General features: G+C 45.3%; 14 protein-coding genes. 5 read left to right on the forward strand and 9 right to left on the reverse strand.

From position 1 onward, the window contains the following. A partial coding sequence (locus tag MHO32_RS16695) for a tandem-95 repeat protein (protein WP_239213048.1) occupies nt 1-2,658 on the reverse strand: 2,658 nt, incomplete at its 3' end. Nucleotides 2,659-3,062: 404 nt separating this feature from the next. On the opposite strand from MHO32_RS16695, the gene MHO32_RS16700 reads away from it, so the two are divergent. From MHO32_RS16700 to MHO32_RS16715, 4 genes are all read left to right on the forward strand, one after another. Next, nucleotides 3,063-4,373 carry a TolC family outer membrane protein gene (locus MHO32_RS16700; RefSeq protein WP_009696936.1) on the forward strand — a complete coding sequence of 437 codons (1,311 nt, stop codon included), beginning with the start codon at nt 3,063-3,065 and terminating at the stop codon, nt 4,371-4,373. Nucleotides 4,374-4,375: 2 nt separating this feature from the next. Then, on the forward strand, nt 4,376-4,996 hold the full coding sequence (locus MHO32_RS16705; protein ID WP_005451972.1) for an OmpA family protein: 621 nt from the start codon (nt 4,376-4,378) through the stop codon (nt 4,994-4,996). 106 nt (nt 4,997-5,102) lie between these two features. Then, the gene (locus MHO32_RS16710) at nt 5,103-5,456 is read left to right on the forward strand and encodes a DUF2750 domain-containing protein (protein WP_005451971.1); all 354 of its coding nucleotides are present in this window, start codon (nt 5,103-5,105) and stop codon (nt 5,454-5,456) included. A 191-nt stretch (nt 5,457-5,647) separates the two neighbouring features. Then, complete coding sequence (locus MHO32_RS16715; RefSeq protein WP_239213050.1) at nt 5,648-7,615, forward strand: tetratricopeptide repeat-containing diguanylate cyclase; 1,968 nt, start codon at nt 5,648-5,650, stop codon at nt 7,613-7,615. Here MHO32_RS16715 and queC read toward each other — a convergent pair. Then, complete coding sequence (queC, locus tag MHO32_RS16720; RefSeq protein WP_239213052.1) at nt 7,572-8,270, reverse strand: 7-cyano-7-deazaguanine synthase QueC; 699 nt, start codon at nt 8,268-8,270, stop codon at nt 7,572-7,574. The two genes, MHO32_RS16715 and queC, sit on opposite strands and share 44 nt — an antisense overlap. A gap of 14 nt (nt 8,271-8,284) precedes the next feature. Beyond that, entirely contained in the window at nt 8,285-8,935 is a 651-nt protein-coding gene (gene queE, locus MHO32_RS16725) for a 7-carboxy-7-deazaguanine synthase QueE (RefSeq protein WP_029789727.1), read from the reverse strand. A gap of 164 nt (nt 8,936-9,099) precedes the next feature. Between queE and MHO32_RS16730 the strand changes: the two genes are divergently transcribed. Then, a complete protein-coding gene (locus tag MHO32_RS16730; RefSeq protein ID WP_239213054.1) occupies nt 9,100-9,909 on the forward strand; it encodes a Cof-type HAD-IIB family hydrolase in 810 nt (269 codons plus the stop codon). 54 nt (nt 9,910-9,963) lie between these two features. Here MHO32_RS16730 and MHO32_RS16735 read toward each other — a convergent pair whose 3' ends face one another. From MHO32_RS16735 to acnD, 6 genes are all read right to left on the reverse strand, one after another. After that, nucleotides 9,964-11,397: a bifunctional NUDIX hydrolase/phosphatase PAP2 family protein gene (locus MHO32_RS16735; RefSeq protein WP_050937475.1), complete on the reverse strand. Its 1,434-nt coding sequence runs from the start codon at nt 11,395-11,397 to the stop codon at nt 9,964-9,966. A gap of 295 nt (nt 11,398-11,692) precedes the next feature. Then, entirely contained in the window at nt 11,693-13,255 is a 1,563-nt protein-coding gene (locus MHO32_RS16740; protein WP_239213056.1) for a trypsin-like serine protease, read from the reverse strand. 200 nt (nt 13,256-13,455) lie between these two features. Then, nucleotides 13,456-13,938, reverse strand: a complete 483-nt coding sequence (locus tag MHO32_RS16745) for a GNAT family N-acetyltransferase (RefSeq protein WP_050936495.1) — start codon at nt 13,936-13,938, stop codon at nt 13,456-13,458. 160 nt (nt 13,939-14,098) lie between these two features. Then, nucleotides 14,099-15,979 (reverse strand): propionyl-CoA synthetase, encoded by a 1,881-nt coding sequence (locus MHO32_RS16750; protein WP_239213058.1) that lies wholly within the window; start codon nt 15,977-15,979, stop codon nt 14,099-14,101. 223 nt (nt 15,980-16,202) lie between these two features. After that, a complete protein-coding gene (prpF, locus tag MHO32_RS16755) occupies nt 16,203-17,390 on the reverse strand; it encodes a 2-methylaconitate cis-trans isomerase PrpF (RefSeq protein WP_239213060.1) in 1,188 nt (395 codons plus the stop codon). 23 nt (nt 17,391-17,413) lie between these two features. After that, complete coding sequence (gene acnD / locus MHO32_RS16760; RefSeq protein WP_239213062.1) at nt 17,414-20,023, reverse strand: Fe/S-dependent 2-methylisocitrate dehydratase AcnD; 2,610 nt, start codon at nt 20,021-20,023, stop codon at nt 17,414-17,416. Between the last annotated feature and the right edge of the window lie 82 nt (nt 20,024-20,105).

Below are 20,105 nucleotides of genomic sequence, written 5' to 3' on the forward strand. Positions count from 1 at the left end.
ATTCACACCGTCAGATACCGACGCTGTGACACTCAGGCTATTCAAATCTAGCTGGTCATTATTAACCGCTTCGACACCTTTGTCGGTCAACTTAACTTGGTCACCATCGAGCACGAAGTAACCGTCAGCGTTGTTTTCTAGCTGAACCGTCAATTGATCCGCAGGTGTATCTGTATCAGCAACAACGAGTGTTGCCACTACTGTGTCGGTGCTCACCGCATCTTCAGTTACGCTATCAACCGCGGTAACGTCGATGGTTGGTGCGTCGTTGACTGGGTTAACCGTCACCGCAACTGTCGTATCGTCTGTGAGCTGACCGTCTGAGATGGTGTAGCTGATGGTTGCGTCACCATTGAAGTTTTCGGCAGGCGTGAAGACCAGTTTGCCGTCAACAATCGCCACCGTACCTTGCTCTGCAGGTACCGAAGCATTGGTAATGGTTAATTGGTCATTCTCTGGATCGCTGTCGTTCGCCAATACATCGATAGTAACCGCGGTATCTTCATCTGTTGTAACAGTGTCATCCACTGCCACTGGTGCGTCGTTGACTGGGTTAACCGTCACCGCAACCGTTGCATCGTCTGTTAGCTGACCATCTGAGATGGTGTAGCTGATGGTTGCGTCACCATTGAAGTTTTCAGCAGGCGTGAAGACCAACTTGCCGTCAACAATCGTCACCGTACCTTGCTCTGCAGGTACTGACGCATTGGTAATAGTTAATTGGTCATTCTCTGGATCGCTGTCATTCGCCAATACATCGATAGTAACCGCGGTATCTTCATCGGTAGAGACCGCATCATTCACCGCTACTGGCGCATCGTTGACTGGGTTAACCATCACCGCAGCTGTTGCATCGTCAGTTAACTGACCGTCTAAGATGGTGTAGCTAATCGTTGCGTCACCATTGAAGTTTTCAGCAGGCGTAAACACCAACTTACCATCTACGATGGTAACGGTGCCTTGCTCTGCTGGTACCGATGCCGCTGTGATAGTCAGCGTATCGTTTTCTGGATCGCTGTCGTTTGCAAGCACATCAATAGTAACCGCGGTATCTTCATCTGTTGACACAGTGTCGTTTACTGCCACTGGTGCGTCGTTAACTGGATTAACCGTCACCGCAACCGTTGCATCGTCTGTTAGCTGACCATCTGAGATGGTGTAGCTAATCGTTGCGTCGCCATTGAAGTTTTCGGCAGGCGTGAACACCAACTTACCATCTACGATCGCAACGGTACCTTGCTCTGCAGGTACTGACGCATTGGTAATGGTTAATTGGTCATTCTCTGGATCGCTGTCGTTCGCCAATACATCGATAGTAACCGTGGTATCTTCATCTGTTGCAACAGTGTCGTTTACTGCCACTGGCGCGTCATTCACAGGATTAACCGTCACCGCAACCGTTGCATCGTCAGTTAGCTGACCATCTGAAATGGTGTAGCTAATCGTTGCGTCGCCATTGAAGTTTTCAGCAGGTGTAAACACCAACTTGCCGTCAACAATCGTCACCGTACCCTGCTCTGCAGGTACTGACGCATTGGTAATGGTTAATTGGTCATTCTCTAGATCGCTGTCGTTCGTCAATACATCGATAGTAACCGCAGTATCTTCATCTGTTGCAACAGTGTCGTTTACTGCCACTGGCGCGTCATTCACAGGATTAACCGTGACCGCAACTGTTGCATCGTCTGTGAGCTGACCATCTGAGATGGTGTAGCTAATCGTTGCGTCGCCATTGAAGTTTTCAGCAGGTGTAAAGACCAACTTGCCGTCAACAATCGCCACCGTACCCTGCTCTGCAGGTACTGACGCCGCTGTGATAGTCAGCGTATCGTTTTCTGGATCGCTGTCATTCGCCAATACATCGATAGTAACCGCGGTATCTTCATCGGCAGAGACCGCATCATTCACTGCCACTGGTGAGTCGTTGATCGGGTTTACCGTTACAGTAACCGTGGCTTCATCAGTTAGTGCGCCATCCGTTACTACATAAGTAACCGTCGCTTCACCGTTAAAGTCTTCTGCAGGTGTGAATATCAACTTACCATCAATAATCTCTACTGTGCCTTGTTCTGCCGGAACAGTTGCCGATTCAATACTTAGTGAATCACTATCTGCGTCTTGGTCGTTAGCCAATACATCGATAGAAACCGAAGCGTCTTCATCGGTCAAAACGCTGTCATCTTCAGCAACCGGAGGACGAGGGTTGATTGCTGGCGATGTATTATCTGAATTTGCTGCGTTCAAAATAAGATCCGCGAGCGATAGGTTTTGAGTTTCAGACAAACCTAGTGCTGCGATACCCGTCGTTTCAAACAAAGTGCTAGCAAGTATTTCTGCCCCTGTACGCTCAACAGTCCCACTTTCTTGCAAACTGGAGCCGGCATTCTCACCCGCAGCTGGGGCAAACTCTTCATTCAGTAATGTCGGGTCTTGCCCGTCTCTAAGAGCGTCAATAATTTGAGCAACATCTTGAGTGATGTCTTGCTCGTCTTCTTCTGTTGCAACTTTAACTTGAAGTTTTTGTGGTTCATCTTCGATGACTGCAACAATCAGTTCGCCCGGTAATGGTCGCTCATTCTCGGCAAGAACCTTCAATTGCCCATTCAAATCTATTACGACTAACTGCTCACCAACTGGAACTAAGGAAGTACGATCCATATAAACCTCTGACATAAAAATACTGTCAACATTTTGACCAATGATACTTATTAGCTATATATTGCCCGAATATATTCCGCAATAACAGCGCATTAACACTTAATTTCAACTTTTGAGTCACATATTACTTATAAAAGTGTATATAGGACCTGTTTGGGACTAGATCACAAACATACAGGCACCAATTCTGTTTAAACCATTGAAAACATGATCTTTATCCAGAAAATAATTAGAACAACAGCTCATAAAGTGTAAAACTAATTATCCAACATTAATTATAGCAACCAGTCACATAGTTGATTGTTAATAGCATTGTGCGTTAGATTATTGACGCCTATAGAGTTGTCCCTATTTATAAGAACAATTTCTCGCCTTCAGACATGACTAAATCTAGGAGAAACAAAGTGAAGTGGACTCGTGCCAACGCCATATGCTTTGGTGTGCTTGCCGTTAGCCCTGCTTTCGGACAAACACTTGAGCAAGCGGTTGAAAATACACTTATTAGCAACCCAGACATCAAAAGTGCGTTTAATGAATTCGTAAGTAAGCGGTATGTGAATGAAGCCTCGAGCGGTGCTTATCTTCCTTCTGTCGACCTAGATGCAGGCGTCGGATATGAAGGGATAAACCCAGCAGAGAGTAATCGTAAATCTACTGATTTAACGCGAAAAGAAGCGACAATTACGCTAACCCAGCTTATTTGGGATGGTTCAGCGACGCTTAACGACATTGACCGTACTGCAGCGGATGCTGAATCCGTTCGTTACCAATTATTAGCAGATGCTCAAGATAAAGCATTAGAGGTGGCTAAAGTCTACCTGGATGCCGTTAAAGCCTATGAAGTACTGACGCTTTCTGAAAATAACCTGAAAGTGCATAAGAAAATCTATCAAGATATCAAGAAACGTGTAGATTCAGGTATTGGTTCAACAGCGGACTTAACGCAAGTAGAAGCTCGTTTAGCTAAAGCACACGGTAACTTGGTAGCTGCTCAGAACAACTTGTTTGATACGCACACGATCTTCACACGTCTTGTAGGTCAAGCTCCGCAAGGACTTATCTTCCCTCGCGCAGATCAAAACTTCATTCCTTACACAGTAGATGATGCGATTGATTTGGCATTTAATTCTCACCCAGTGATTAAGATTTCAAAAGCGGATGTTGATTCGGCTAAGTTCCAGTACAAACAGTCTAAAGGTAACTACTACCCAACAGTTTCCGTAGAAGCTTCGCAAACGTGGCGTGATGACGCAGCTGGTGTCGAAGGAAACAGTGATGAAACAACAGCGATGCTGCGTATGCGTTACAACCTATACAATGGTGGCAGTGACTCTGCAAATGCCGAAAGTTTCGCCTACCAGTTGAACAAAGCAAAAGACTTACGTGAACGCGCATATCGAAATGTAGAAGAAGGTTTACGCCTTTCTTGGAGCGCACTGGATCTGACACAACAACAGAAACAATTTTTGTCCGATCACGTAGATTCAGCTTCTGAGACAGTTATTGCGTACGAAAAACAATACCGTATTGGTAAACGTACCCTACTTGACTTATTGAACACAGAAAACGAATTGTTTGAAGCTCGCAAAGACTACTTGGATGCGAAGTACGCAGAACAATACGCCAAATACCGTGTGATGAATGCGACTGGTCAACTATTGAATGCGCTTCGCGTTGATGTTCCGACTGAGTGGAATCAGAAGGTGGAGTACTAATTATGCAAGCAGTAAAGATTCTTTTCTCGTTGGGTCTTATCGTCGCAGCAAACCAAGCATTTGCGGAAGACGAGTATGAATACATGCAAACACCAAATGCTCAGCAAATTGCAGACCTACAAGATGACGATGATGATGGTGTGATTAACGCAAGGGACCTTTGCCCTGATACGCCGGCAACGTCAGAGATCGACAATGATGGTTGCGGTGAGTACATAAAGTCGTCTGAACAAATGCAAGTCCGTGTATTGTTCGCCAACGACTCTGATGAAATTAACCCTGTATTCCATCGCCAAATTCGCCAATTGTCTGAGTTTCTCAAAGAATACCCGACAACCTCTATCGAGCTACATGGCTATGCGAGTAAGGTAGGCGGCGCTTCTCATAACTTAGACCTATCAAAACGTCGAGCAAATAAAGTGCGCTCTGCGTTATTAGGTTACGGTATCAAACCAGATCGCGTTCGAATTGTTGGCTATGGCGATACTCACCTTGCTCAACAAGGAACAGACGAAGTGAGCCACGCACTTAACCGTCGTGTAACGGCCTCTGTTGTAGGCTACAAAGGTGAAATTAAAAAAGAGTGGACAATATTTACCACCCTTCCAGAGAACACACTTTAAGGAGCTTCGGCTCCTTTTGTTTTTCAACCTTGTTAAACCGTATTATGCTTTTGGAATCGGCACTTTAGTGTTAACCTACTCGCGTCATAACAATGAGAGTTTTGAAATGAGCAAACTTACATCAGATATCCAAGCAAACCTTGACCTTTTCGTTGCTGAAACTAAAGAAAACCAACTAGTTTGGGGTTTACGCAATGAAGAAGGTTGGCTATCTTGCGATTCAACTGAATTCGAAAACAGCGAAGTCATGCCTTTCTGGTCATCTAAAGAAGATGCGCAGGCACACAACGTTGAAGAATGGGCAGATTTCGAAGTACTAGAAATCCCACTAGATATCTTTGTTGAAGATTGGCTACTAACTCTTGCAGAAGACGGCGTTCTTGTTGGCACAAACTGGAATGCACAGCTAGAAGGTAAAGAGGTTGAACCTCAAGATCTAGCGAAACTATACGTAGGCTAATTCCCTAGGACCTCAGCACCGCGCTGGGGTCTTCTTTTCTATTACTTACCTTTTCGATGTAAAGCTCGACCGAGCGCATAGTTTTCATCACCCCACTATCTATACCCTTTGGCTTTTGTCACAATGACTCACTTCCAATTGGTATATCATACTGAACAAACAATATAGCAATAACATAAGGTTACATCACTATGCGTACGCTGCTTACTTTGCTTGCGTCTCTCCTATTAGGCAGTCAAGCAAACGCAAGTGACACTCAAAGCATCACTCAATGGCATTCTGTTTATCTAGCTACAATGAAAACAAATTCCAAATCTGCGCTCCACATGCTTCAAGACAGATACCACACTGCCGACTCTAATAGTGAGAAGCTTTACGTCAGTGGTTTGATTTACGAATACATGTCGAATATCAACCAGCCTTACTTTGGTAGCAGTCAGTTTCTGGAAAATCACTTTGCAAAGTTGGAATCAAAGTACATTCAAGCACTGTTAGAACGCAAACAGGGTGACTACGACGCTGCAGTAAACTTGTTCACCTCATTACTGCAAAGTGCTAAACAGCGCGCAGATCTAGAAACAAAAGCGTTAATGAACTACCAGCTTTGCTACACCCTCAATCAACAGGGTCAGTACCACAAGGCTAACTTTTTCTGCTCATCGCTTAATAACCACTTAACTAACGACCACAAAGAGAGTATTCCTGCAGATCTTGCGCTGCGTGTAATCGCAAACAACTTCGACTTCCGTGGCGAATACGATATTGCACTTAGCTTGTACCGCCGACTCATTAATGAAATGCCAGCGCAAAGCGACCCCACAGGTGTTTATAACGATGTAGGTAATTTGCTGAGTGAACTAGGTCAATTCGAACAATCTGAACAGTACCTAATTCAAGCACTACTTGCTCGACAATTAGAAGCCACACCTCTTGAAGTAGCTCAAGTGGAACATAGCTTGGCATCCATGTATTACAAATCTAAAGATTACGAGAAGTCCATCAGTCACTATAAGAATGCGCTAACACTACTCGAAGAACTGAATTACCCATACGGCAAGGGACTAACTTATCTTGGGCTTGGTTCTGCCTACGTCGATTCTGGTGACTTAAAAAGCGCCGTTCCCCATATTAAAAACGCTTTAGAGTTGGGCAAAGAGTACGAAAACGAACGCTTACAAACTGAAAGTCACTTGGCGGCAGGCTTCGCTTACCTAAAACACCGCATGTTGAAAGAAGCACTGGAACACGCGAATGCCGCGTTAGAGTTAGCAAACAAGAACTCAACGACCGCGTTGCAATCAAAATCTCAATTGTTACTCTCGCAAATCTTCCAAGAACAGAACGAGTATGAAACAGCTCTATCCCACTACCGCGAGTACGCAACATTGGAGTTAGCAAACCGAGATGCCAACAATGTAAAAGCAATCGAAGCGCTAGACCTAACGAAAAGTGAATATGAATATGAGTTGCAACTCGTAAAAATTGACAACGAACGTAACTTAAAACTGCTTGAGCTTAAAAAGCTTGCCGAGCAACAGCGAGCGTACAACTTTGTAGTATTTGTGTTACTCGCTGTTTTGTTGGTCGCACTCTTTGCTCTACGAAAAATAAAGATGGAATCTCGTTTAGACAAGTTAACAGGCTCCCTGAATCGGAGTTCAATCATCGAGAAAATCCGTTCTCAATCGATCAGCGCGCCAGATGATATGCGCTACGTACTTGCACTATTCGACCTAGACAACTTTAAACTGATTAACGATAAATACGGGCATCCAGTAGGCGACTTAGTCCTAACTCAAGTCTGTAAGTCACTTCAATCTAAACTAAATAAAGGAGAATATTTGGGACGTATTGGAGGAGAAGAGTTTATCTTGTTACTAAAGAATGTGGATGAAATTGATGTGCCATTTCGTGTTCAAAGCCTTCACAAAACTATCTCAGAAAAGCAGATAAAAACAGACGACGGTCATTCGGTCAATGTCACAGCAAGCTTGGCCTATCTCTCTACATCAAAACCACTTAGTAATTTTGATGAGCTGTATTCGATATTAGACCAAGCTTTGTATCAATCAAAAAGAAATGGGCATGATGCCGTGATTGATGCTTATAACGAGCCTATTGATCTTCCGCTTTCTGCTTTTGAATCAACGACTGCATAACAGTGTCTTTGTTATTAAGGTAATCATCTAAGCCCGCTTTGCGCAGATCGCAAGACGGGCAATCACCACAGCCATCACCAATGATGCCGTTGTAGCAAGTTAGAGTACTTTCACGGATCAGTTGCAACGCATCGTACTGATCTGCCAACGCCCATGTTTCCGCTTTATTTAGCCACATCAGCGGTGTTTTGATGTCGAACTGACGGTCCATGCCTTTTACTAAAGCACTGTTCATCGCTTTCACAAAGTCATCACGGCAATCAGGGTAACCACTAAAGTCGGTTTCACACACGCCAGTAATAACGGTTTCAGCACCAATTTGGTATGCATAAATGCCAGCTAGCGTTAGGAACAAAATATTACGACCCGGAACGAATGAATTCGGCAAACCGTTCTCTTGAAGTTCATGAGAAACTGGAATGTCATCGCGAGTCAAAGAGCTGATTGCTAGTTCGTTCAGAAGACCTACATCCATGACTTTATGAGCAGCAACACCAAGATCTTTTGCTACTTTTTCCGCAACTTCGATCTCTAACTTATGACGTTGACCATAATCAAATGTGATTGCATGTACTTCATCAAACTCTTTTAACGCTTGAACCAGACATGTTGTAGAGTCCTGTCCACCACTGAAAACAACAACTGCTTTTTTCATCTTTTTCTCCGAGCTTAAGCAATACTTAAGTATTTATGAGTTTGAACTGACAAGCGCCAGTTACGTGCCACGCAAGTATCAATACAAAGCTGTGTTGCTCTTGGCTTTTGGCTAATTGGTTGCAGAGCGATGATGGTTTTTGAGTCTATATCGGCCATCGTAAGTAAGTCATCAAGATGATCGATATCTTTTTGTGTGCCAACAGGATGCTTAATTTCATTTGCGCGCTCCAACGCACTTTTAAGTACAGGCAATTTACCTTTCATCGCGACTTTAGGTGACACGGTCACCCAAGTATTTTCTGAAGTAACGACTTCTGAAGTGCCGCTGGTTTCAATTTGGCACTGGCAACCCATATCTTCAAATGCTGCGGTTAAATCACGCAAATCATAAATGCAGGGTTCACCGCCAGTGATCACAATGTGCTGAGCATTGAAGCCTTGCTTTTTGTATTCTGCTACGATGTCTTGTGCTGATGCGAAACACCATGTTGGGGAGTCCTCTGTTTTCACCAAGATATCGCCAATCTGGCGTTGGTCTTTCTCTTCTGCGTACCAAGTTTGCTTTGTATCGCACCAAGAGCATCCTACCGGACATTCTTGCAAACGCACGAAAACTGCTGGTACACCAGTGAAAACCCCTTCCCCTTGGATGGTTTCAAACATCTCATTTAGCTTATACAACGTAGAACTCACTCAACTCATAATACTTCGAGGCGAAGACCTTAATGGAGAGGCGCACTCAGGTCAATTTAAACCAAAAATAAATTGTTAAAATAGGTCTTTTTGTAGTTTCATACACGAGTTCCCAATTTTTAAGGTAAGTAAAGATGTACAAACTGATCGCCCTAGATATGGACGGTACGTTGCTAAACAGCGACAAAGTAATTTCAGAAGAGAACAAGCAAGCCATCACTAAGGCTCGTGAAGCAGGTGTGACCGTTGTACTTGCATCAGGTCGCCCTCTTGAGGGTATGCAAGACAAATTGGATGAGTTGAACATCAACTCTGATAAAGACTTTGTACTGTATTACAACGGTTCTATGGTGAAGAACATTGGCACCAATGAAATCATCCACCAGCAAATCATCGATGGTAAAGCAGCAAAGAAAATCGCTCGCAAAGCAAAAGAACTTGGGGCGTACGTTCATGCATTCAGTCAAGAACACGGTTTAATTACTGAAGAAAACAACCCATACACTGATATCGAGGCAAAAATTAATGGTCTTGATGTCACTGAAATGAACTTCGAGTCACTTTCTGATGATCACGCCATCATCAAAGCGATGATGGTTGCAGAGCCAAGCAAACTTACCGAAGTGATAGCAGCACTGCCGTCAGATCTAAGAAAAGAATTCACCGTAGTACAAAGCGCACCGTTCTTCTTAGAGTTTTTGAATCCATCAAGTAATAAAGGCATCGGTGTTTCAGCAATCGCAGAATACTTAGGCATCAAAGCTGAAGAAGTGATTTGTATGGGCGATGCCGAGAACGACCATCACATGCTTCAATATGCGGGTCTTGGTATTGCAATGGCAAACGCGATGGAAGAGACAAAAGAAATCGCAGACTACATCGCTGAGAGCAACGATGAACACGGCGTAGCAAAGTCTATTGAGAAATTCGTTTTGAACGCTTAACAAATCTGAAGTAAACGCCAATTAAAAAACCTCGCTATTAAGCGAGGTTTTTTATTACTCTGCGTGCTTGTTTTTACACGTTAGTTTTCTCGCTAACACAATAAATGTCAGCATCAATAGAGGATAATGGAAGGTGCTAAACACCAAAGACCAAAATCCGCTAAATGAAACCGTTGTGCTCAAGTAAAGATACAATTGCTCAACCAGCAATAACGCCAGAATCACAAACAACATCTGTTGACGGTCAAAACGTATTTCTGACTCTTTGAAGGTCATCACCAGCGCTGACGCAGTAATCAGAATCGCTAACCAGCTAGTAAATACGGGCAACGGCCAAATGACAGAAATCACTGCGGTAATCGCAGTCATCGTAAACCAAACACTTTTTGAACTCAGTAACTTGTCTACGTCCACATCGGGGTTGCCTTCGAGTCGGAGCACATGCCATGCAACCAAAGAACCCAACAAAGCACCAATCAACATATCTAGGATAAATGCAGTACCAAGGAAGAACTTACAAGCCAGTACGGTCAAAGTCACAAGGGCAACAAGCAATGTGATTCGGTTTAGACCAAAGGTATTTGTTCTTTGGAACATAAACGTCATCACACAAAACCACACCGCTACCGGCAAACTTGGAAAACTAAAGCCAAAGCTTTGAGTTAACTCTGCCATTGGTACATATACATGCGGTCTTGGTAGTGAGAACCCCTGTTGAGCCACGAGAGTCATCAACGAAGTTGCGGTAACAGCAAAGAACAGCCGATATACAAAACGACTATCGAAACGCATCATCACGAATGGAAACAAGAACAACAAAAATGTTGGATTGCTCAAACTCGTAATTAGGTCTGCGATTTCACACGCCGTATTACGGCTACTCGATGAAAACGAACCTACCCAACTCTGTAGATCCATCATCCAAGACAACTCCAGTTGACGGAAATTGGGCGCTGACTCAATTAACTGTTCAACATAAACGACAGGTTGTTCAGTCGCTCTAGTGTAGAACTCGCCTACATCTTTCCACTGCTCAGGATAACGGTACAAAGAGGCTGACATGTTACTCGGGCTCACTAGCATCGCAGAAGCGACTTCAACGCCATAATGAGGAGCAAACCAGATAGGTAACTCATTACCATCAATTTTATTGGTCATCGAAAACGCAATTACGTCTGAATCCGATACACAATCAAAGAAAACAGCAGTATCTGTTCTACCTAACTCTTCACCAACAGTAACAACTAAACCGGTTTCTTCCCACGTTTCTCTCTGCGCAGCAAGTTTAGGCGATTCACCTTGAATAATGGTGCCACCAGGAAGGGAAATTTTATTCGTTAATATCTCGTGGATTAATACTAATTTGTTATCTGCGCGAACAACACAAAGCGCCCCTTTCACATCTTCTGGAAGAGGATTCGCGGCAGACAAAGGAGAAACAAACAGTGAAATGGAATACAGGATGAGAAAAAACAACTGTCTCAGCACAAAATACAACCTTTAAAAGAGAGAAGAATCACACCGTCATGATGGCAGGGTTGCCAATATTTTTCGACATAAATTAAGTAACCAGTTGTACATTTGGCGAACATGTCAAAAAAGACTTAATGATACTTCTCAAAATAATTCTGACAGAAATCAGACATAACTCGAAACATTGGCTGCAATTTTGCCAGTTATATTAATTTAACGTCAGGGTAATTTATATGGATTTTACGCGTTCTCAGAATTGAAACAATAGAAGAGAGTTTATTCTCAGTGAGAAATAAACTCTCTTAAACGATTACAGCTTCAACCATGCATCTGTCCATGCATAGCCTATTCCAGGCTCATAAGCACTTGGAGTTGAGCCACACCATAAACTGTTTGGCCATGGCTGACATTGGTAACTTGCACCACGATTTGTCACCACATCACCCGCTGTGTAATTAGTCCCAGCTTGATAGGCACCACCAGAAGACGGAGGTGTTGGTTTAGTCGGGGGCGTCGGGTCTGTCGGCGGCTCTGCCGGAGGTGTTGTTCCTGTACAATCTGACGCCCCTACTGCCTGCCACACTCCCCAAAGACCAGATTCTGAAGGGTTATCACCTTGCGTCCACCATTGGGCTTGCCATATTTGACCAGCCCACGACACGGTTTCTCCAGTGTTGTAAACCGCACTAACTTGCCATTCATTTTCACAACTACCAGATGGCGGTGTTGTTGAACTCACTGCCGATGCTATTACGACTGCTTGATATGAGGTGCTGGTTTTATCAATACCAAAGTTCAGCGTAACGCTCGCGTCACCTGCTTGAGAAGCGCCAAACTCAACGTCAACAGCACATGAGCTTCTTGCACTAAGCGTCGATTGTGCACATTGGTCTCTGGTGATCATCGCAGATTTCGTGACACCAGAACTTTGCAGTTCCACACTTTCGACAGTAAACGCAACATTACCGATATTTTGAATACTGAAACTGTGTTGCTTCAGCTCGCCCACTTTAAAAGAACTCAAAGTCTGATTTGCGGTGTAACCAACAGAAACATTATCTGTCGGAGGCATTGTCGTACCTAAAACGCCATCAACAAAACTGCGCAACGCCGCAATGTCACTATACACACCGTACTTACCCGGTCGGGCACAACCTATGCCCCAACTTACGATACCAAGTTGAGTCACAACGCCGTTATTATTCACAACGATGGGACCACCACTGTCTCCCTGACAAGAATCAATGCCACCTTGAGGTACTCCCGCACAAAACGAAACAGCCCCAACTGTTGTGTAGTTCCCACCAGCTTGACGGCACATTTCATCAGACACCAGAGGCACATCCACTTCTTGTAGAGCGGCTGGTGAACTGCCCCCCTCCGAAGTTCGGCCTAGTCCAGCGACAGTTAACCAATCACCGACGCCTGCATATTGCGAGACACTGCCTGATGCGATATCCACTTTCGTAACACCTTGAGGCTTTGAAGAGAGTTTTAACAGAGCGATATCATGAGACAAAGTAGAACGATTATAGGAAGGATGTACGTAGATTTGGCTGACATTAGAGCGAACACCATCAGTACCATTATAAATCACACCACCAATTTTGACGGCAATTTGATTAGGAGCATCGCCATCAACACAGTGAGCAGCCGTGAGAACATAGCCATCCCCAATATAGCTTGCTCCACAGAAAGAGCGGTTACTATTACGGCTGACGATTTGTGTGTAAAACTTCCAGTCATTTGGGGTTGCGGTAATGCCACCAACAATATCCGGCTGAATTTCATTGTTTTGTGTTTGCGTGACTTGATCTGCACTTGCCAACATTGGCAATAACGCCGTTACAAGTAAGGTTTTTGATAGATTCAATGTTATTTTCCTCTTGTTTTATGAGGCACTATTCATGTGCCACTTACAAAACAAGCAAACAAAAACAACATCACCAATTCGCATGAGAATGAGTCGCCGTACATTGCGACGAGACTAATAGCAAATACTGACTAGTAGACTCAACTATTGCACCATCAGATTACATAAGTCACTAAGTTACCGTCTTAGCTACGCATTAATTAACGTTCAGATAACGACTTTCTTAACCAATGAATATGATGCCCAAAACCTTGGTTCTCATAGAGAGAAATCGCTGTCTGGTTAAAGTCCCAAACCTCAACAAACATCTGTTTCACTCCATAATCAACAAATGTCGCCTCTATCTTTTCAATCAAAGCTTTCGCGGTACCTTGCTTACGATATTCGGGTAAGACGTATAGCTCATCAACGCTTCCCATCATGACAGGTTTACTAACCGTAGAAATAAGCTCGCAGAAATGCCCAGATACAAAGCCGACGATCTCACCCTCTACTCTAGCGACATACACCAAACATTCAGGATTATCGAGATAGCGAGCAATACTCTTTTCTTGTTCGATTTCTTCTGCGGTTTTAAACAGCTCTGGAGATTGGATGTGGTGCTCATCATGCAGCTCGAACATCAAATCATTGAGTTGTTCAAGATCGTCAAAAAGCGCTGGTTTGATTACAAAAGTAGACATAGGAAAAGAAGCCAAAAACAGGAATCCATATAGTGTGTGTTTAAACACGAGATTAGGCAAGCAGGAATGCAAAAGCCTCTTGCCGACAAAGCAAGAGGCTTCGATATTTACGATTGGTCGCAGCTAATCTAAGATCGTGCTTAATTAAAATCGTACTTAACTAGCCACGTTTAAGCACTCGTTCGATTTCGCCTAAACTGGATGGATCATCAATGGTTGATGGCACCACGTATTGCTCACCATCGGCTATTTGACGAATGGTTCTTCGCAAAATTTTGCCTGAGCGTGTCTTTGGTAAACGATCGACAACCAGCGCATGTTTAAAGCAAGCCACAGCACCAATCTCGTTGCGCACTTTACCCACCAACTCACCCTCTAGCGTTAGATCATCAATCTTCACACCATCTTTAAGAACCACGAAGCCAAGTGGTAGCTGTCCTTTTAACTCATCATGGATACCGACTACCGCGCATTCCGCAATCGCTGGGTGACCGCCCACGATTTCTTCCATTTCGCCAGTAGATAGACGGTGACCTGCAACGTTAATTACGTCATCAATTCGTCCCATGATAAACAGGTAGCCATCTTCATCTAGGTAACCGCCATCTCCCGATACGTAGTAACCCGGAAATTGACTTAGATAACCAGTTTCAAAGCGGTCGTGGTTGCGCCAGACAGTTGGTAAACAGCTTGGTGGTAATGGGCGCTTCAAAGCCACAAAACCTTGTTGATTTGCGCCCACTGGCATGCCCATTTCGTTCAGAATCTCGACCTGATAGCCAGGAATCGGCTTGGTAGCGGAGCCTGCTTTTACCGACATCATCTCGATACCGGTCGGATTGCCCGCGATCGCCCATCCGGTCTCCGTTTGCCACCAGTGGTCAATGACCGGCTTATCTGCTTTGCTTTCGACCCATTCTAGCGTTGGTGGATCAAGGCGTTCGCCTGCCATAAAGATAGAGTCGAGATTGGACAAGTCGTATTGCTTAATGAACTCGCCTTCTGGGTCTTCTTTCTTAATTGCACGAAAAGCGGTTGGCGCGGAAAAAAGCACATCCACTTTGTATTCGTCACAAACACGCCAGAATGCACCCGGATCCGGTGTTCTCACTGGTTTGCCTTCAAATAGAATAGTTGTACAGCCATGAATCAACGGTGCGTACACAATATAAGAGTGACCAACGACCCATCCTACATCCGATGCAGCCCAGAACACGCCATCTTGGGGGATGTTATAAATCGACGTCATCGAATATTTCATCGCCACGGCATGACCACCATTGTCACGCACCACGCCTTTTGGTTTCCCTGTTGTGCCAGAGGTATACAGAATATAAAGAGGATCTGTCGCTAGCACAGGGACACACGCATGAGGCAAAGCTTGCGCGTATTCTTGCTGCCAATCTAAATCACGTTCAAGGTTAAGTTCGGCTTCGCACTGCGGGCGTTGAAGAACAAAGACTTTCTCAGGCTTCCAACGGCTGTCCATAATGGCTTTATCAACCATTGGTTTGTACGGGATCACCTTGTTAATTTCGATGCCACAAGACGCCGTCATGATGACTTTGGGTTTCGCATCTTCAATTCGAACGGCAAGCTCATTCGGGGCAAAACCGCCAAACACCACCGAGTGAATCGCACCCAATCGAGCACAAGCCAGCATCGCCATCGCCGCTTCTGGGATCATCGGCATGTAGACGACCACACGATCGCCTTTGGTTACGCCTTGATTAGAAAGCATGCCCGCGATTTTTGCCACTTGGTCGCGCAGAGCTTGATAGCTGTAAGTTTGTTTTTGACCCATCACTGGCGAATCATAAATCAGTGCGGTTTTATCCCCCCTTCCTTGCTCGCAATGATAATCCAAGGCGAGCCATGATGTGTTCAATACGCCATCAGGAAACCAACGTTCAATCCCATGTTCGTCAGCTTGCAAGATGGTATTTGGCGCTTCAAACCAATCGATGTTTTCAGCTTGAGCACGCCAAAAGTTTTCCGGTTCATTTTGTGCCCAAAGGTATTCTTTTTGATATGCAGACATATTGCTTCCTCCAGTATGTCCTGACATTGCTTTTTAATACCAATCGCATTAATTAGATGTTCAGAAGATTGCGTAGGTAAAACTGCTTAGAACAAGGCAAAGATTGCAGCTAGCTAGTTGCTCTACCTACAAGATCTTTAACGAAGTTATCAGCGGTTTTAACAAGCAAGAATCATCAAATAATTGATGTGGTTGGTATAAGTATCACTACCATGCAATTGTGTTATTCAAAGACATTGGAGGGAACACGCACACAGCCCTCCATCAGTATTCTCGCGCTGCGGCTCATAATGGCTTTCTCAACCACCCAACCTTGTTCTGTTTGTTTGGCTTTTGCCCCCACCTTAAGCATTCCTGATGGATGCCCAAACGTCACAGATTCTTTCTCTCCGCCACCAGCCGCTAGGTTCACCAACGTACCCGGGACGCATGCCGCGGAGGCAATGGCGACCGCTGCGGTTCCCATCATGGCGTGGTGAAGCTTGCCCATAGATAAAGCTCGAACGAGAATATCGACCTCACCTGCCTCTACGGTTTTACCGCTCGACGATAAATAAGATTTAGGCTGGGAAACAAACGCAACCTTAGGCGTGTGTTGACGTGTTTTAGCCTCTTCGAGCGAATCAATCAGCCCCATTTTTAACGCGCCATGAGCACGAATGGACTCGAACCTCGCAAGGGCTGATTCATCGTTATTGATGTCATCTTGAAGCTCAGTGCCTTGGTAACCGAGCGCTTCTGCGTCTACGAAGATTGTCGGTATGCCTGCATTAATGAAGGTGGCGTTGAAAGTCCCAACATCCGGCACGACCAAATCGTCGACTAGATTGCCGGTTGGAAACATGCTGCCTTCGCCATCAGCAGGGTCGACAAAATCAACTTGGATTTCTGCCGCAGGGAACGTCACGCCATCAAGCTCAAATTTCCCTGTTTCTTGAACGAAACCATTAACGATTGGTACATGAATCAAAATGGTTTTTCCAATATTTACCTGCCATACGCGAACAGTAACGATGCCGTTTTCGGGAATACGATCTTCATCGATCAACCCTGCATGAATGGCGAAAGGTCCGACTGCTGCAGAAAGGTTGCCACAGTTACCACTCCAATCGACAAACGGCTTATCTATCGATACTTGTCCGAACAGGTAATCAACGTCGTGATCGACTCGCTGACTACGCGACACAATCACAGTTTTACTGGTGCTGGAAGTGGCGCCACCCATGCCATCAATTTGTTTGGCGTACGGGTCAGGGCTACCAATCACACGAAGTAGCAGATTGTCTCTTGCCTTACCTGCGACTTGCGCTGGCTGTGGCAAGTCTTCAAGGTTGAAGAACACTCCTTTGCTCGTACCGCCGCGCATGTAAGTCGCCGGGACTTTGATTTGGCTTTGCATCTTGCTATCCATATCTTGCTCCGTTATTGCGCTATCTATTGCGAGAGGAAATCTTGAGCAAAGCGCTGTAACACACCACCCGCTTTGTACACGTGAACTTCATCTTCGGTATCTAGTCGACAAGTCACCGGCACATCAACCTTGTCGCCATTAGTTCGGGTAATCACCAACGCCAAATCCGCACCTGGAGTGATATCGCCGATAACGTCATAAAGTTCAGTGCCATCTAATTCGAGCGTCTTTCGGTTCACGCCATCTTTAAATTGCAGAGGAAGTACGCCCATTCCAACTAAGTTGGTACGGTGAATACGCTCAAACCCTTCAGCGACAATAGCTTCTACACCCGCCAACCGAACGCCTTTCGCCGCCCAATCTCGCGACGATCCTTGACCATAATCCGCACCTGCGACCACGATAAGCGGCTGCTTGCGATTCATGTAAGTCTCTATCGCTTCCCACATACGTGTCACTTTGCCTTCAGGTTCGACTCTCGCTAACGATCCTTGCACGACTTCGCCATTTTCCTTGACCATTTCGTTGAACAGTTTTGGATTAGCGAAAGTGGCGCGCTGCGCGGTTAAGTGATCGCCTCGGTGAGTCGCGTATGAGTTAAAGTCTTCTTCTGGCACGCCCATCTTCGCGAGGTATTCGCCTGCGGCGCTGCTTGCCAAAATCGCGTTTGATGGCGACAAATGGTCGGTCGTAATGTTATCGCCTAAAACGGCAAGAGGACGCATTGAAGACAGAGTTCGCTCACCAGCCAGTGCTCCCTCCCCCTCTTTTTGCCAGTAGGGAGGTCTTCGTATATACGTACTCATCGGACGCCAATCGTAGAGCGGATTCGGGTTACGAGCCTCATCATTCAGTTTAAACATTTGAATGTAGACTTGATTAAATTGCTCTGGCTTAACGTACTCACCCACCACAGCATCAATTTCTTCATCCGTTGGCCACAAGTCATTGAGGTAAACCGGCTTGCCGTCTTTATCTGTACCCAAAGAATCACGTTCGATATCAAAACGAATCGTACCAGCTAACGCGTAAGCAACGACCAAAGGTGGCGATGCTAAGAATGCTTGTTTTGCGTAAGGATGAATTCGACCATCAAAGTTGCGATTCCCAGAAAGTACTGCCGTTGAATACAGATCTCGGTCGATGATCTCTTGTTGGATTTTCGGGTCAAGTGCACCACTCATACCGTTACAGGTTGTACACGCATAAGCCACGATACCAAAACCAAGTTTCTCTAGTTCAGGGAGTAAGCCAGATTCTTCAAGGTAGAGTCGAGCAACTTTAGAACCCGGAGCAAATGAAGACTTCACCCAAGGTTTGCGCACCAATCCAAGCTCATTCGCTTTCTTAGCGACCAGACCTGCTGCCACAACGTTTCTTGGGTTACTGGTATTGGTACAAGAAGTAATCGCCGCGATGATCACCGCGCCATCTGGAAGCTCGCCTTCTTTCTCTTGCCACTCTCCAGAAACACCACGCTCAGCAAGCTCTGAGGTAGGTAAACGACGATGAGGATTAGATGGACCTGCCAAATTACGCCCGACTTGGGACAAATCAAACTCAAGTACGCGTTCGTAAACGGCAGTGTCTAAATCATCTGCCCACAGACCGGTTTGCTTGGCGTACTTCTCAACCAAGTCGACCTGTTGATCATCGCGCCCTGTCAGTTTGAGGTAATTAATGGTCTGCTCATCAATGTAGAACATCCCAGCGGTTGCGCCGTATTCTGGCGTCATGTTTGAGATGGTCGCGCGGTCGCCGATGGTTAGGTCTCGCGCCCCTTCGCCAAAGAACTCGAGATAGGATGAAACCACACGTTCATTGCGCAGGAACTCGGTAATCGCCAACACGATATCGGTAGCGGTAATACCCGGTTGACGCTTACCAGTAAGCTTTACGCCAACAATGTCTGGTAGACGCATCATCGACGGGCGACCAAGCATAACCGTCTCCGCCTCTAAACCGCCGACACCAATCGCAATCACGCCAAGAGAATCAACGTGAGGTGTATGACTGTCTGTGCCGACACAGGTATCTGGGTAAGCAATGCCTTGCTTGGCTTGCACAACCGGAGACATCTTCTCCAAGTTGATTTGGTGCATGATGCCATTACCTGCAGGAATAACGCTAACGTTCTCGAACGCCGTTTTACACCACTCGATAAAGTGGAATCGGTCTTCGTTTCTGCGCTCTTCTATAGCGCGGTTTTTCTCAAACGCCTCTGGGTCAAAGCCTGCATGTTCAACTGCCAGTGAATGGTCAACGATCAATTGCGTTTCAACCACAGGGTTTACTTTCGCTGGGTCACCGCCTTGTTCGGCAATCGCATCACGTAGACCAGCGAGGTCGACTAATGCGGTTTGTCCAAGGATGTCATGACAAACCACACGCGCCGGATACCAAGGAAAATCGAGGTCACGCTTGCGTTCAATCAACTGTTTTAAGCTATCAGTGAGCGTATTTGGGTCACAGCGACGAACCAACTGCTCTGCTAAAACGCGTGAGGTGTATGGGAGCTTTTCATAGGCTCCTGGAGAAATGTCGTTAACAGCTTCTCGGGTATCAAAATAATCGAGTTGGGTTCCCGGGAGCGGCTTACGATATTGAGTATTTATATTTGTGGTGATGCTCATGGGCTTGCTTCCGCTTTAGTGTACATCTTGTGCCAGAACGCACCGCGATACTGTTTTTGAAATGGATTCGCGGTGAAAAAGA

The organism is Vibrio sp. MMH1-50, assembly GCF_022347645.1.
In the GTDB taxonomy this organism is placed as follows: domain Bacteria; phylum Pseudomonadota; class Gammaproteobacteria; order Enterobacterales; family Vibrionaceae; genus Vibrio; species Vibrio harveyi.